The organism is Vibrio sp. 05-20-BW147 (genome assembly GCF_013369385.1).
Classification (GTDB): domain Bacteria; phylum Pseudomonadota; class Gammaproteobacteria; order Enterobacterales; family Vibrionaceae; genus Vibrio; species Vibrio floridensis.
On sequence record NZ_SZTO01000001.1, the window covers coordinates 173,440 to 188,325 of the forward strand.

General features: G+C 51.5%; 12 protein-coding genes. 7 read left to right on the forward strand and 5 right to left on the reverse strand.

Features of this window, described 5'->3' with window-relative positions; all coding sequences use genetic code 11:
* Position 1 precedes the first annotated feature (1 nt).
* Both FC652_RS00805 and FC652_RS00810 read right to left on the reverse strand, forming a co-directional pair.
* Positions 2–1,171, reverse strand: coding sequence for an isovaleryl-CoA dehydrogenase (locus FC652_RS00805; protein WP_176297106.1), 1,170 nt, complete (start codon positions 1,169–1,171; stop codon positions 2–4).
* Positions 1,172–1,236: 65 nt separating this feature from the next.
* Positions 1,237–1,626: a MerR family DNA-binding transcriptional regulator gene (locus FC652_RS00810; RefSeq protein WP_011081446.1), complete on the reverse strand. Its 390-nt coding sequence runs from the start codon at positions 1,624–1,626 to the stop codon at positions 1,237–1,239.
* Between the two features lie 195 nt (positions 1,627–1,821).
* Here FC652_RS00810 and FC652_RS00815 point away from each other — a divergent pair, with 195 nt between their 5' ends.
* From FC652_RS00815 to FC652_RS00845, 7 genes are all read left to right on the forward strand, one after another.
* Positions 1,822–3,039, forward strand: coding sequence for a thiolase family protein (locus tag FC652_RS00815; RefSeq protein ID WP_176297107.1), 1,218 nt, complete (start codon positions 1,822–1,824; stop codon positions 3,037–3,039).
* A gap of 106 nt (positions 3,040–3,145) precedes the next feature.
* Positions 3,146–4,639 (forward strand): CoA-acylating methylmalonate-semialdehyde dehydrogenase, encoded by a 1,494-nt coding sequence (locus FC652_RS00820; RefSeq protein WP_176297108.1) that lies wholly within the window; start codon positions 3,146–3,148, stop codon positions 4,637–4,639.
* Positions 4,640–4,676: 37 nt separating this feature from the next.
* Complete coding sequence (locus FC652_RS00825) at positions 4,677–5,831, forward strand: acyl-CoA dehydrogenase family protein (protein ID WP_176297109.1); 1,155 nt, start codon at positions 4,677–4,679, stop codon at positions 5,829–5,831.
* A 26-nt stretch (positions 5,832–5,857) separates the two neighbouring features.
* Positions 5,858–6,655 carry an enoyl-CoA hydratase gene (locus tag FC652_RS00830; RefSeq protein ID WP_103194292.1) on the forward strand — a complete coding sequence of 266 codons (798 nt, stop codon included), beginning with the start codon at positions 5,858–5,860 and terminating at the stop codon, positions 6,653–6,655.
* A 21-nt stretch (positions 6,656–6,676) separates the two neighbouring features.
* Entirely contained in the window at positions 6,677–7,804 is a 1,128-nt protein-coding gene (locus FC652_RS00835; protein ID WP_045622632.1) for an enoyl-CoA hydratase/isomerase family protein, read from the forward strand.
* A gap of 116 nt (positions 7,805–7,920) precedes the next feature.
* Positions 7,921–8,829, forward strand: coding sequence for a 3-hydroxyisobutyrate dehydrogenase (gene mmsB / locus FC652_RS00840; protein ID WP_176297110.1), 909 nt, complete (start codon positions 7,921–7,923; stop codon positions 8,827–8,829).
* A gap of 47 nt (positions 8,830–8,876) precedes the next feature.
* A complete protein-coding gene (locus FC652_RS00845; protein ID WP_176297111.1) occupies positions 8,877–9,635 on the forward strand; it encodes an SDR family oxidoreductase in 759 nt (252 codons plus the stop codon).
* Between the two features lie 217 nt (positions 9,636–9,852).
* Here FC652_RS00845 and alr read toward each other — a convergent pair whose 3' ends face one another.
* The 3 genes from alr to FC652_RS00860 all read right to left on the reverse strand — a co-directional run bounded on the left by alr (position 9,853) and on the right by FC652_RS00860 (position 14,811).
* Entirely contained in the window at positions 9,853–11,079 is a 1,227-nt protein-coding gene (gene alr / locus FC652_RS00850; RefSeq protein WP_176297112.1) for an alanine racemase, read from the reverse strand.
* Positions 11,080–11,126: 47 nt separating this feature from the next.
* A complete protein-coding gene (locus tag FC652_RS00855; RefSeq protein ID WP_176297113.1) occupies positions 11,127–12,758 on the reverse strand; it encodes a methyl-accepting chemotaxis protein in 1,632 nt (543 codons plus the stop codon).
* A gap of 385 nt (positions 12,759–13,143) precedes the next feature.
* The gene (locus FC652_RS00860; protein WP_176297114.1) at positions 13,144–14,811 is read right to left on the reverse strand and encodes an electron transfer flavoprotein-ubiquinone oxidoreductase; all 1,668 of its coding nucleotides are present in this window, start codon (positions 14,809–14,811) and stop codon (positions 13,144–13,146) included.
* Between the last annotated feature and the right edge of the window lie 75 nt (positions 14,812–14,886).

The following is a 14,886-nucleotide window of genomic DNA, read 5'->3' on the forward strand; positions in this document are numbered from 1 at the left end:
ATTAGCGAGATTCGTTAAACAGCTCTCTGCCGATGAGCATGCGGCGGATTTCCGAAGTTCCAGCGCCAATTTCGTACAGCTTGGCGTCACGAAGCAGGCGGCCAGTGGGAAACTCGTTGACGTAGCCATTGCCGCCAAGCAGTTGAATGGCGTCAAGCGCCATTCGAGTAGCCAATTCAGCGCTATACAGGATCACGCCGGCAGCGTCTTTGCGCGTCACTTCTCCGCGATCGCACGCTGCCGCGACGGTATAGACGTAACTGCGTGCCGCGTTCATTTGGGTATACATGTCCGCCAATTTGCCTTGCACTAATTGGAACTCGCCAATCGGCTGGCCAAACTGCTTACGATCGTGAATATATGGAATCACCGCATCCAAACAGCTGCGCATAATACCGAGAGGTCCTCCGGCCAACACCACGCGTTCGTAGTCCAAACCACTCATTAACACCCGCACTCCGTGGTTGACTTCACCCAACACGTTCTCCTTAGGCACAAGGCAATCTTCAAACACCAATTCGCTGGTGTTTGAGCCGCGCATGCCCAATTTGTCGAGCTTCTGAGCCGAGTGAAAACCGGGGAATGCACGTTCAACAATAAACGCGGTAATACCATGCGTCTCGGCTTTGGGATTGGTTTTGGCGTACACCACCAATGTATGTGCATCGGGGCCGTTGGTGATCCACATTTTGCTGCCGTTGAGCACAAATTGATCGCCTTTCTCTTTTGCTTTCAACTGCATGCTCACCACGTCAGAGCCGGAGTTGGCCTCGCTCATGGCGAGTGCGCCAATGTGCTCGCCAGAAATCAATGCAGGCAAGTAATGGGCTTTTTGCTGCGCGTTGCCGTTACGGTAGATTTGGTTAATGCACAGGTTGGAGTGGGCACCATAGCTCAGTGCCACGGAGGCGGAGGCGCGACTGATCTCTTCCATTGCAACGACGTGAGCGAGATACCCCATATCTGCGCCGCCATATTCTTCACTGATGGTGACGCCGTGCAATCCCATTTCCCCCAGCTTAGTCCACAAATGATCGGGGAAATGGTTGGCACGATCGATGTCTGCCGCCAGTGGCGCGATATGTTCGTTAGCAAAAGCATTGACCTGTTCTCTAAGCAGATCGATGGTGTCGCCAAGTCCGAAATTGAGGGGTTGAAACCTATCTTTCATAGCGCCTCCTGAGCAGCCATGCGGGTGTTTCACTACCTATCCCGAGGGTGGATTTATCGCACTGGTTAAGCCCGTTTTGATCGGCTGGCAAGTTCATGCAGTGCGTGTTGGCAGCGCTGTTTGGCTGCATCGAGCTCGCTCATGACCACGCTAATATCGTCGAGCTGACGCTGCAAAATCGCTTGTTTCTCATCAATGATATTGAGCATTTTGACCAATTGAGTCTCGCTTTGGCGCAGATCATACAGCTCGAACAGTTCACGTATTTCCGCTAATGAAAAGCCGAGCCTTTTCCCTCGCAAAATCAATTTCAGCCGCGTTTTATCACGGCGCTGATAGATTCGGGTGTTGCCTTTGCGCTCTGGTTGCAACAAGCCAACGTCTTCATAGAAACGGATACTGCGCGTCGTGATGTCGAACTCTTTTGCCAGTTCGCTGATTTTAAACGTTTCCATTTCAGACCCCCTTAGAGGTATTTATGCGATGTTGATAAGCCACAGCATGGCACGCGAGGTGTTCATGAAAATTGCCATTGTTAAAAAAATGCTTCTTTACGTTTACGTAAATGTTAGTGCTATGCTTACGTAAACGTCAAGAAAGCCGCCAGAGCGAATTTGAGTAAAACGCGTTTCTCGCGGCAGGGAGCGAATATGGCGAAATCAATTTGGATAGTGGCAGCAAAACGTACCCCGATAGGGCGATTCCAAGGGGCGCTCGCCGCGCTGAGTGCACCGCAATTAGGCGCTGCCGCGATTCACGCGGCGATGGATGCCGTTTCGTTGTCCGCGCAACAAGTGGATGAAGTGTATATGGGGTGCGTGTTGCCCGCAGGGTGTGGTCAAGCCCCCGCACGGCAAGCGGCACTGAAAGCCGAATTGGGTTATTCCACGCCTTGTACCACAGTCAATAAAGTGTGTGGCTCTGGGATGAAAGCGGTGATGTTGGCCTATGATCAGCTCAAAGCGGGTGATAAGTGCTGCATGATTGCGGGGGGAATGGAGAGCATGACCAATGCCCCATATCTATTGAAAGAGTCGCGCAGCGGCATGCGAATGGGCCACAAAACCACCTTCGATCATATGTTTCTTGATGGATTGCAAGATGCCTATGAGGGCCATTTGATGGGCGTTTATGCGCAGCAAATCGCTGACAAACTCAATTACACCCGAGAGCAAATGGACACTTGGGCCATTCAATCGGCGCAGCGTGCGACTCAGGCACAGCACGAAGCGCAGTTCAAAGAGGAAATCACCCCGATTTTTCTCGAAGGACGCAGCAGCATGACGCTGGATCATGATGAGCATCCAACCACCATTCAGCTCGACAAAATTCCCAAACTGAAACCCGCGTTTGCCGATGACGGTACGGTGACCGCCGCCAATTCCAGCTCGATTGCGGATGGCGCAGCAGCACTGATATTGGCCGATGGTGATTGGGCCGAAAAACAAGGCTTAACACCGCTGGCGATCATTCGTGGCCATGCAAGCCATGCTCGCTTGCCCGCCGAGTTTACCGTTGCGCCCGTTTACGCGATTGAGCAACTGCTCAGCCAGCTCGATTGGGGAATCGACGAGGTGGATTTGTGGGAGATCAACGAAGCGTTTGCCGTCGTGACACAAATTGCTATTCAGCAGCTCGGCTTGGCCGTAGACAAAGTCAACATCAAAGGGGGCGCCTGTGCGTTAGGGCACCCTATTGGTGCCAGTGGTGCCCGAATTTTAGTCACTTTGATTCACAGCTTGCGTCAACTACAAGCGTTGGGCACCAATGGTGACGCTAAGTGCCGTCGCAGTGTCAAAGGCGTGGCTGCACTGTGTATTGGTGGCGGAGAGGCCACCGCGATTGGTATCGAAATCCCGGTGTTTTGAGTGGCCAATACAGCTGTGTCATTAGCACGATGCAACGAATGAAAACGACGCAATGAACGCAGACGCAAACAGAATCAGGGCGAATGAAACCATAAGGAAAGCCAACATGACCCAATCAGTACCTCTTTTTATCCAAGGTTCGTTTGTCGAATCTCAGAGCAACGAATGGATTGATGTGACCAACCCAGCCACCGGTGAGGTGATTGCTCGTCTGCCTTGCGCCACGCCAGCCGAAATGACCAATGCGATTACCTCTGCAAGTGAAGTGTTCCAATCATGGAAAGAGGTTGCGGTCTCTGAACGAGCCAGATTGATGTTGCGTTATCAGCATTTGCTCAAAGGAAACCACGATGCGCTGGCGCAATTGCTCTCTCAAGAAACGGGCAAAACCCTTGCCGATGCCAAAGGCGATGTGTGGCGAGGGATAGAAGTGGTGGAACAAGCGGCCAATATCGCCAGCAATATGATGGGAGAGACGGTGGAAAATGTGGCCACTGATATCGACAGCTACTCCCTAATCCAGCCATTGGGTGTCTGCTGTGGTATTACACCGTTTAATTTTCCTGCCATGATCCCGTTGTGGATGTTCCCGATTGCCATTGCCAGTGGCAATACGTTTGTACTGAAACCTTCTGAGCAGGTGCCGCTGACGTCTGTGCGTTTAGCGCAACTGTTTGCCGAAGCTGGTGCGCCGGATGGGGTGTTGCAGATCGTGCATGGGGGTAAAGCGCAGGTCGACTTTCTTCTCACGCATCCTGATGTTCGCGCCGTTTCGTTTGTTGGCTCGGTGCCGACCGCGCAATACATCTACCAAACCGCCACGCAAAACTTCAAGCGTGTGCAGGCGTTTGCTGGAGCGAAAAACCATATGGTGGTGATGCCCGATGCCAATAAAGCGCAGGTACTTAGTAACTTAGTTGGTGCCTCGGTCGGAGCCGCTGGGCAACGTTGTATGGCGATCTCCGTGGCGGTATTGGTTGGCGATGCCAAGCATTGGGTGGCGGATCTCAAAGCCGAGCTGGCCAAAGTCAAACCCGGTGCATGGGACGATGCCAAGGCAGCCTATGGCCCACTTATCAGCGCCGCCGCCAAGCAGCGCGTGTTGAGCTTAATTGCTGAAGGCAAAGCGCAAGGCGCGGTGTGTGAGCTCGATGGCAGTCAATGCCAAGTGGCAGGATACCCTAACGGCAACTGGGTTGGCCCAACGCTATTTAGTGGTGTCACCACAGAGATGAGCATCTATCAGCAAGAGATCTTTGGCCCGGTGCTGGTGTGTTTGGAAGTGGATAGCTTGGAAGAGGCGATTGCGCTGATTAACCGCAATCCGTATGGCAATGGCACCTCGATTTTCACCGCCAATGGCGCCGCGGCGAGAAAATTCCAACATCAGATCCAAGTGGGGCAAGTGGGCATCAATGTGCCGATCCCAGTACCGCTGCCATTTTTCTCATTTACCGGCTGGCGCGGCAGTTTTTATGGGGATTTGCATGCTTACGGTAAACAGGCGGTGCGTTTTTATACCGAGACCAAAACCGTCACGGCACGTTGGTTTGAAGAAGACTTGCCTAGCGGGCCAAACATGACCATTCAACTGCGTTAGCACCAACTGCACGCATTGAGGAATGAGGGAAAGAAAGATGGATTTTGAACTCAATGAAGATCAACGCGCCTTTGCTGACACCGCAGCGCAGTTCGCCCAAGAGAAATTAATGCCCAACGCGGCAGTGTGGGATGAGACGCAGTTTTTTCCTGTTGAGGTGCTCAAAGAGGCTGGAGAGCTCGGCTTTCTCAGCCTGTATGCACCGGAAGAGCAGGGCGGTTTGGGAATGAGCCGGTTGGATGCAGCGATCATTTTTGAACAACTGTCGATGGGTTGCACCTCCACCACCGCCTTTATGACCATTCATAACATGGTCAATTGGATGGTGGGCAGTTTTGCCACGCAGGAAGTGAAATCGCTTTATTGCCAAGGGCTTAACTCAGGTGATTTGCTTGGCTCCTATTGTTTGACCGAACCCAACTCGGGCTCTGACGCCGCATCATTGAAAACCACCGCTACGCGCCAAGGGGACGAATACCTGATTAATGGCGCGAAGGCGTTTATTTCAGGGGCGGGGGAAACGCAAGTGTTGGTTGTGATGGCGCGTACAGGGGGCGAAGGGGCAAAAGGGGTCTCGGCGTTTGTGGTCCCAGCGGATGCGCAAGGGGTCAGCTATGGACGAAAAGAACCGAAAATGGGCTGGAATAGTCAGCCAACCCGTTCTATTACTTTTGATAACGTGCGAATTCCGCTCAATCACCGTTTAGGCGAAGAAGGGGAAGGTTTTCGCTTCGCCATGAAAGGGCTTGATGGCGGTCGTATTAATATTGCGACCTGCTCGGTGGGCACCGCGCAGAAGGCGCTGAATTTGGCCACGCAATACGTTCAAGAGCGAAAACAATTTGGCCACACGCTCGCTGAGTTCCAGACGGTGCAATTTCGTTTGGCGGATATGGCGACAGAGTTGGTTGCCGCAAGACAACTGGTGCGTTTTGCAGCCAGCAAACTGGATAAGGGCGACCCGGATGCGACAGCGTATTGCGCGATGGCCAAACGCTTTGCCACGGACGTTGGCTTTAAAGTGTGTGATGAAGCGCTGCAACTGTATGGCGGCTATGGCTACATCAAAGAGTACCCGTTGGAGCGTTTTTTCCGCGATGTACGCGTGCATCAAATATTGGAAGGCACCAATGAAATTATGCGTTTGATTGTGGCTCGTCGTTTGCTGTCACAGCAATCCAGTTTGCTCTAGCGGCGAGCAATCCAAGGAGAAAAGGAATGTCTGACATAATTCCACCGAGTGAAAACGGTATTTCACTCTCCCTCAATGGTCATGTGGCGACGATCACCATGGTCAATCCTCCGGCCAATACATGGACGGCAAACTCTCTGACCGAGCTAAAAAAGACGGTGTTAGCACTGAATGACAACAAGGCGATTTACGCCTTAGTGCTGACCGGGGACGGCGAAAAGTTTTTCTCTGCTGGGGCCGATCTTAAATTATTCGCTTCGGGAGACAAGGGCGTCGCGGTGGACATGGCGCGTATTTTCGGTGAAGCGTTCGAGACACTCTCAGCTTTTCGCGGTGTTTCTATTGCGGCGATCAATGGTTATGCCATGGGCGGTGGGCTCGAAGTTGCGCTGGCTTGTGACATTCGCATTGCCGAAGAGCAGGCGGTGCTCGCCTTACCCGAGGCGAAAGTGGGGCTGCTGCCTTGTGCGGGGGGCACGCAAAACTTAACGGCCTTGGTCGGCGAAGGATGGGCCAAACGCATCATCTTATGTGGTGAGCAAGTGAGCGCGGAAAAAGCGCTGAGCATCGGATTGATCGAAGAAGTGGTGGCCAAAGGGGAAGCGCTGAACGCAGCACAAGCGTTGGCGCAGCAAGTGGCCAACCAGTCCCCCAGTTCAGTGTCTGCCTGTAAAAAGCTGATTCAGAATACGCGCCAAGCACCGCTGTCGATGGGGCTGATACGTGAGCGCGAGTTGTTTATTCAGTTGTTCGACACGCAAGATCAGCAAGAAGGGGTGCAAGCGTTCCTCGAGAAACGCGCACCACAATGGAAGAATCAGTAGTCACGCTGAATAGGAGGCACTATGACAGGCCGAGTCAGCTTTGAAGAATACCCTTGTAGCGAAGGCGATTATCGCATTGCCGTTGCCACACTCGAAAACCCATCAGCCCTCAATGCACTGAGCGAAGAGATGCTGGCGGCATTAAAAAACTCCCTGGAGAAATGGCACGAAGATGAGCAGATCATTTGTGTGATCCTCAAAGGTGCAGGTGAAAAAGCATTCTGTGCGGGTGGCGATGTAAGAGCCATGCATCATGTGATGAGTAGCGAGAGCAAAGCGTCGGCGCGCGCCTTTCTGACCGACTATTTCACCTTGGAATATCAGTGTGATTACCTCATTCATACTTACACCAAGCCGATTATTGGCTGGGGAGCAGGCATCGTGATGGGCGGTGGTATGGGGCTGTATATGGGCACCAGCCACAAGGTCGTGACACCACATTCGCGTTTGGCTATGCCGGAAATCAGCATCGGTCTATACCCAGATGTGGGTGGCACTTGGTTCCTCAATCGTCTCGATCCGGGTATTGGCCTGTTTCTCGCGTTGACGGGCGTCATGGTTAACGCCAGCGATGCGCTGAAGATTCACTTTGCCGATCATTTACTGCTGCCAGAAGAGCTGGATGTGCTGCTGGATCAACTGCAACACGCGCATTGGTCGAGCGCAGAGGATCACTACGAAGTGGTGACCGAGCTTCTGGAAAACTTGGCGGAGCACGCGTTGTCGCATCAACCTTCTCACCAGCTTATGCCCTATTTTGAGCAAATACAGCAGGCGTGCGAAGGGGAAAATGTCACGCAAGTGGTGCAGTCCATTTTGGCTTTGGAAGGCAGTGACTGGTTGAAAGGGGCGCAGCACAACTTGGCACAAGGTAGCCCAATCACTGCGCACATTTGCTATCGCCAAGCGCGAGACTATCACGAACTGTCACTGGCGGATTGCTTCCGCCTTGAGCTCGGTATCTCGGTGCAGTGTGGCTTGTTGGGAGAGTTCCAAGAAGGCGTTCGAGCGCGCTTGGTCGACAAAGATGGCCAACCGAATTGGCTTTACCCAACCGTGGCAGATGTGGACAGCAGCGTCATTGATGCGCTGTTTACCTCATTGTGGTCGGAGGACGATCACCCACTGGCACGACTGGGGAAATATTAGTCGCTCACAGTGCGCAAAGCAGGTCACTCAAAGTCTTGCCAATCAGGCATTGTAAACAGGCGTGGAATGCAGCACGCGCAGAGTCACAGCCAAGCGTAAAGAACATGGAGAACGTTATGCAAAACATCGGCTTTATCGGACTGGGTAATATGGGTGCGCCAATGGCGGAAAATCTGCTTAAAGCAGGCCATCAGGTCAAGGTGTTTGATCTCAACCAAGCCGCGTGCGAGAAGTTGGCACAGCAAGGGGCGAGCGTGTGCGCAAACCTTGAAGAGCTGGCTCAAGACGTAAGTTGCGTTATTACCATGTTGACCGCAGGTGAGCATGTTCGCAGTGTCTATCTTGGCACCCACCAAGGCGACAAAGGACTGTTGGCACTGGTCGCCGAAAACAGCTTACTCATCGACTCTTCGACCATTGATCCGCAATCGGCTCGATTGGTGGGAGAAGAGGCGGCTAAACGAGGTTTGGATTTTGTGGATGCGCCGGTTTCCGGTGGCGTCGCGGGGGCTCATGCGGCCACGTTGACCTTTATCGTTGGCGGCTCTGACAACGCGTTTGCTCGCGCCGAAACCATTCTCAAAAATATGGGTAAAAATATCTTCCACGCAGGCCAAGCGGGTGATGGCCAGATGGGCAAAATCTGCAATAACCTGATGCTGGGCATCCTCATGTCTGGAACGTGTGAGGCGTTAAACCTCGGCATTGATAACGGTCTCGACCCGACTGTTCTTTCCAACATCATGCTGCAAAGCTCTGGGCGAAACTGGGCTTTGGAGCTTTATAATCCGTGTCCGGGCGTGATGGAAAACGCCCCCGCCAGCCGCGGTTATCAGCCCGGTTTTATGAGTAAATTGATGCTCAAAGATCTCGGTTTGGGGTTAGATGCCGCAGCAAAGAGCCAATCTTCGGTGCCGATGGGGGCGCTGGCACGCAATCTCTACGCGTTTCACAACGCCGCGGGCAATGAGGAGTTGGATTTCTCAAGCCTATTTGAATTTTATGCCAAGAATAACAAAGAGTAAGTGGGTCAAAAGTACCGCGATTTGTTTTAGCGATTGAGGGAATCAAAATGCATCTAAAAGAGAGTGTGATTGCAATTACAGGAGCAGGGCAAGGGTTAGGACAAATGATGGCGGTGACGCTGGCGCATGCTGGCGCTGAGTTAGCCCTGCTGGATTTAAACGAAGAAGGGCTACGCCACACCCAAGAACAATGCCACATGTTGGGCACCAAAGCGCTGATTTATCCAATGAACGTGACGGATGAAGGGGAAGTGGAGCGCACCTTCGAGCAGATCGTCGAAGATTTTGGACAACTTGATGGGCTGGTCAACAACGCCGGGATTTTGCGCGATGGCATGCTGGTCAAAGTGCAAGACAGCAACATCAGCAAAATGTCACTGGAGCAGTTTAACTCGGTGATCAAAGTCAACCTCACTGGCACGTTTTTGTGCGGGCGTGAAGCGGCGGTCAAAATGATTGAAACCGGACGCAAAGGGGTCATCATCAACATTTCCAGCGTGTCCCGCGCGGGCAACATCGGTCAAACCAACTATTCGGCATCAAAAGCGGCGGTGGCGACGTTGGCCACCACTTGGGCCAAAGAGCTTGCACGTTACGGCATACGCGCTGCGGCGATCGCGCCCGGTGTGATTCACACCGCCATGGCGGATCAGATGAAACCCGAGGCCATCGCCAGACTAGAGAAAATGATCCCCGTGGGGCGAATGGGTGAAGCCAGCGAAATTGCGCACACGGTGAAGTTTATTTTCGAAAACGAGTACATTACAGGACGAGTGCTGGAAGTGGATGGCGGAATTCGCATGTAGCGGTGTTTTTGTTTTGGCTACTGTTTTGACGTCTTGAAAAGCGACCCCAAGCAACGGCTTGGGGTCGCTTATACCCTTCCTACTTGAAGCTGCAGCGGTGTTGGCTGCATTCGTTCACTGGCACGCCAGCCCGGCCCAATCACATAGCATATCTATGCTCATGGGGACTCACTCATTTGCCGCCTACCTGCAACTTCAAGTTGTTTGGGTATATGAGCTACTTGACGTAAATGCGTGGGTTACTGGTTCCCCATAGCGTATAAAGTTCAGGGAAGATCACTTCTGCATACTCTTCCATCTCACTGACCGAGATCTGTTGCTTCTTCTCACTGCCGAATAAGATCACTTCATCGCCCGGTAACACGCCTTTGATATTGGACACATCCACCATCGTAGTATTCATTGAAGCAACGCCCACCACATTGGCGCGTTGACCGTTGATCAACACTTGCGCTTTATTGCCCATTTTTCGTGGGTAGCCATCGGAATAGCCGACCGTGAGGTTTGCCATCACCGCGTCATTTTCTGTGGTAAACGTGCTGTCGTAACCCACGGTGCTGCCTGCCGGAAGCGAATGAAGTGAAGCAACGCGGGTTTTGAACGCCACAATAGAAGGGTACTCAGGGTTGGTCGGGAGATCACCATAGAGCACACCACCTGGGCGAACCATATCCAACTGCGCTTCAGGGACATTCAACGCGGTGTAGGAATTGGCCACATGTAGGGTGATCTCTTCACGTTTTAGCCCTGCACTTTCCATTAACCACTGTGCATGTTGGTTAAAGCTTTTTAGCTTTGTTCGTACATCCTCTGCATTGTAATTCGGGAAATGGGTCATGATACCGACCACGGCAACCGAAGGGTGCGTTGCAATGGCGACCGCTTCTTTTTGTCCACGCTCAGTGCTCATATCAATACCATTACGGCCCATGCCACCGTCGTTAAGAGCAAGGTGAACTTTAATGGTTTTGCTGTGCTTTTCTGCCAACGCCGATAAGTCACGCGCTTGTTGCTCGCTGCCGATCAACTCCTCGATTTGAAGATCGAGACCTTGTTCAATTTCGCTGTAACTTGCTGAGCGAACACGGAGCAGTTGTCCGGTGAAGCCACTTTCTCGGACGAGTTTAGCCTCCGCATTACTGGCGATAGCCACGCAGGGGATTTGTTGTTCAAGAATGGTTGGCATCAAACCACGAATTCCGTTGCCATAAGCGTCAGCTTTCATCACCGCACAAATTTTGGTTTGTGGGGCCATGTGCGATTTAAATTGCTCAATGTTGCTTCTGAATTGGCCGAGGCTGATTTCAAGCCAAGCATTGGCCCCAGCGATTTGGCTGGCTTGGTGAACCGTGTTGTCGAGTAAGAGAGGTGCGCTGTAAGAGAAAGCCGGAGTGAGACTGGCGCTAGCGATGGCAATGGATAGAAGGGTCTTGTTAAAGTTCATGTTATTTCCCTAAGAAAAACCCCAGCACTCAGGCCGGGGTGGTGATATTAATTCAGTTTGAAACGGCTCATCACGTTTTGCAACGAGACGGAAAGCTGCGTCAATTCACGGCACGCTTGCGCGGTTTGCTGTGAACCTTGGGCAACTTCTTGCGAGGCCAAGTGGATGTTCTCGATATTGCGGCTGAGTTCTTCTGCAACGGAATCTTGTTGTCCGCATGCGGTGGCGATTTGCGCGCCCACATCGGCAATGTGCGCGATAGACTTTTCAATCGATCCCATTAACTCTTGAGCATTGTTACCTTGCTCTACACAGGCGCTAATGCTGGTTCGTGAATCTTCGGTCGCATGTTTGGCTTGTTTTGCTAGTTCTTGCAACTTCTCAATGATTGCGGTGATTTCACCGGTAGAATCTTGCGTACGGCCTGCCAAGGTTCTTACTTCATCGGCAACAACCGCAAAGCCACGGCCAGATTCGCCAGCGCGCGCCGCTTCAATCGCTGCATTCAGTGCCAAGAGGTTGGTTTGGTCGGCAATACCACGAATCACATCCACCACAACGTTGATCTGGTTCGATTGTGCTTCGAGCTCGGCCACCGTGTCGCCCGCTTTGCCAATGATGTCGGCCACTTCTTCGATCGATACCACCATTTGATGCGTCTCTTTCGCACCATCTTGAGTACGGCGATTCGCGTCGTACGCTTGTGATGCAGAGTCTTCGGTATTGCGTGCAACGTCTGCCACGGTTGCTTTCATTTCCGTCATGGCGGTGGCCACCAAGGTCACCTGCATTTGTTGATCTTTCATGCCAGAAGCGGACATTTCAGAGATCTGTGTCATCTCTTCTACTGCGCTGCTTAATTGGGTTACCGCGGCAATCACGTTGTCGATCACTTGGCGCAGATCGTCTTGCATCTTAATGGTTGCATCAGCAAGGTCACCCAACTCATCGTTACCGATCGCATTTCGGTCGAGATCTTGCGACAGATCACCCCTCGCGATGGCATTGGCCTGACGAACGACAATGTTCAGCGGCCCACAAATGATACGAGTTAATAGCAGCGTCATAATCACCATCACAGCAAAGATGGAGATGTTGCTAATAACAGATGTCGTATTTAGGCCGTTAACAGACGACAGAATTTGATTCTTGTTGCTGTCCATCGCGTCTTTGAGGATCACGACCAGCGTATTCACTTCCTTCTCAATCGATTCAAAGGTCGACAGTGAGTTGGTGAGGATTGGATAAGCGGCGTCTTTGTCGCCTGCAAGCAAAGCATCATTAAACTTATCCATGGTACTGAGGTAACCGCTCCAAAGTGACATCAAACGGTTGTAGGTTTGCTCTTCTTCACCTGGCCAGACGCTTTTTCCGTACGAAGCCAAGCTTGCTTCGATCTCTCGACGGATGCTTTCGTTACGGGTGATGGTCTGTCTGATCTCATTAGTATCGCTCATGGCAAATACGGCAAATTGCGTACGACGCCAGTAGGAGATTTTGTCACGAATGGCATCGACTTTTTCCATCGCGGGTAGCGTATCTTCGGTGTAATTGAGCAACTCACTCTTTACCGTATTGAGCTCTTTAATTAAAAATATGCCGAAAGTGATATTGATTGCAGCAATAATGAGGAATGAGGAGGCAATTTTCTTGCTGATGGATAGATTTTTTAAAAACATGAATGGTTTACCTTCTGTTGCTGGTATTTTTGCTGCTAATGCAACCTACATCCATATATTAAAAACTGTGATTTCCTACCAAAATTTCGCGTAATTTATCATTTTTATCATTAGTTGGCGATATTTATTTTGAGCTATAAATGAAAGTTGGTGTTTGTCACTTAATACCTGAATGATTGCTAGAAAAGCGAATTGATTTCTCACACTGTGCTCGCCTCAACTCGGCTTATTGACATAAGCATAGAAAGCAAAGTGCGCTTCATCCAATCGAAGCGTGTTTAATTTTTGATTCGAGACGGCCTCCGCTTCGAGCTTGGTACTTTCTAAATAAGGTGTTTTCCAATCGAAGTGTTTTTTGAAGCTGAGTGTTGTGTGGCAAATCGATTTACATATTTTGGTAGTTCGGTCCACCACCGCCTTCTGGCGGTGTCCACGTAATGTTCCCTGACGGATCTTTGATGTCGCAGGTTTTACAGTGTAAACAGTTGGCGGCATTAATTTGCAAATAGGGACCACTTTCGCCTTCGATAACCTCATACACACCAGCGGGGCAATAGCGTTGTGCCGGCTCATCGTACAAATTCAGATGGCGTTTGAGGGAGGTGTCGAGATCGTTCACCATCAGGTGGCAGGGTTGATTTTCCTCATGCTGAGTGGCGGAAAGATAGAGTGATGAAGGCTTGTCAAAGCTCAATACACCGTCCGCTTTTGGGTACACAATGGGAGCGACAACGGCACACTCATCCAAGCAAAGGTGATCCGCTCTATCATCCACAATACGCCAACTGGGAGCTTGCCCGGTGAGAGGATACCAGAGATTTTGTTCAAAGGTATTCAGAGCCCCGCCAACGACAGGCCCATAGCGATGTAGGGCGGCAGAGAAGTTTTTCGTCTGCGCGAGCTCATCAAAAAGCCAAGATTGTTCAAATTCACTTTGGTAGTCCGCTTCAACGTTTTGCTCGGGTGATTGCCAGGCTTTGAAAATGGCTTCAGCGGCGAGCATGCCCGATTTCATCGCCGTATGGCAGCCCTTGATCTTGCCACTATTTAGGGTGCCAGCATCGCAACCAATCAGTAATCCTCCAGCAAACTGCTGCTTGGGCAGTGAATGCAGCCCGCCCTTGGTGATGGCTCTGGCACCGTAAGCGACGCGCTCCGCGCCTTGCAATAGCGAAGCGATAGCGGGGTGATGCTTCATGCGTTGAAATTCTTCAAATGGACTGAGGTAGGGGTTGCTGTAGTTCAGGTCGGTGATCAAACCAACGCAAACTTGATGATTATCCATATGATATAGAAAGCCACCCCCTTGGCTGTCAGTGTCACTTAAAGGCCAGCCAGCGAAGTGGGTGACGTGGCCTGCTTGATAGGCTGGGCTCTCTTGAGGCAGTTGCCAAATTTCTTTGATCCCCAGAGCGTAGTGTTGTGACGGCTTTCCTTGGTCGAGAGCAAAGTGCTCAATCAGTTGTTTACCCAAATGACCACGCGCGCCTTCGGCAAACACGGTAAAGCGTGCTTTTAGCTCGATACCTGCTTCAAATCCTGCTTTGGGCTGAGATTGCTTGTCTAGGCCCATGTCGGTGGTAATGACCCCGGTGACAATGTCACTTTCGTTAATTACCACCTCTTTAGCGGGAAAGCCAGCAAACACCTCTACACCGAGGGCTTCTGCTTGTTTGGCCAACCAGCGGCAGAGATTACCCAAGCTGATCACATAGTTGTCACTGCTATTATGAAGTGATTTAGGCACCAGAAAGGCAGGCACTTCAATGTGGTTATGTTCGGTAGTGAGGTAAAGCAAGCGATCTTGCGTGATGGGCGTGTCGACTGGCGCCCCTTGGTCCTGCCAATCGGGAAAAAGTTCTGCCAATGCTCGAGTTTCAAACAATGCGCCAGAGAGGATATGCGCACCCACTTCCGAGCCTTTTTCTAACACACAAATGGAGAGGCTTTGATTGGAGGCTTGGGCGAGTTGCGCCAAACGACAAGCGGCTGACAGACCCGCTGGCCCCGCACCAACGATAACCACGTCGAATTCCATGCATTCTCTTTCCATAATGTAAACCTGCCGCTACAGAGTCGTTCATTGGCTTAAATATAGTCCAGTTGACGTAAACGTAAACTTTACTAA

Excerpts from the sequence above, each read along its gene's own strand:
- FC652_RS00805 (WP_176297106.1), bottom strand. The coding sequence starts at position 1,171 with ATGAAAGATAGGTTTCAACCCCTCAATTTCGGACTTGGCGACACCATC.
- FC652_RS00810 (WP_011081446.1), bottom strand. The coding sequence starts at position 1,626 with ATGGAAACGTTTAAAATCAGCGAACTGGCAAAAGAGTTCGACATCACG.
- FC652_RS00815 (WP_176297107.1), top strand. The coding sequence starts at position 1,822 with ATGGCGAAATCAATTTGGATAGTGGCAGCAAAACGTACCCCGATAGGG.
- FC652_RS00820 (WP_176297108.1), top strand. The coding sequence starts at position 3,146 with ATGACCCAATCAGTACCTCTTTTTATCCAAGGTTCGTTTGTCGAATCT.
- FC652_RS00825 (WP_176297109.1), top strand. The coding sequence starts at position 4,677 with ATGGATTTTGAACTCAATGAAGATCAACGCGCCTTTGCTGACACCGCA.
- FC652_RS00830 (WP_103194292.1), top strand. The coding sequence starts at position 5,858 with ATGTCTGACATAATTCCACCGAGTGAAAACGGTATTTCACTCTCCCTC.
- FC652_RS00835 (WP_045622632.1), top strand. The coding sequence starts at position 6,677 with ATGACAGGCCGAGTCAGCTTTGAAGAATACCCTTGTAGCGAAGGCGAT.
- mmsB (WP_176297110.1), top strand. The coding sequence starts at position 7,921 with ATGCAAAACATCGGCTTTATCGGACTGGGTAATATGGGTGCGCCAATG.
- FC652_RS00845 (WP_176297111.1), top strand. The coding sequence starts at position 8,877 with ATGCATCTAAAAGAGAGTGTGATTGCAATTACAGGAGCAGGGCAAGGG.
- alr (WP_176297112.1), bottom strand. The coding sequence starts at position 11,079 with ATGAACTTTAACAAGACCCTTCTATCCATTGCCATCGCTAGCGCCAGT.
- FC652_RS00855 (WP_176297113.1), bottom strand. The coding sequence starts at position 12,758 with ATGTTTTTAAAAAATCTATCCATCAGCAAGAAAATTGCCTCCTCATTC.
- FC652_RS00860 (WP_176297114.1), bottom strand. The coding sequence starts at position 14,811 with ATGGAAAGAGAATGCATGGAATTCGACGTGGTTATCGTTGGTGCGGGG.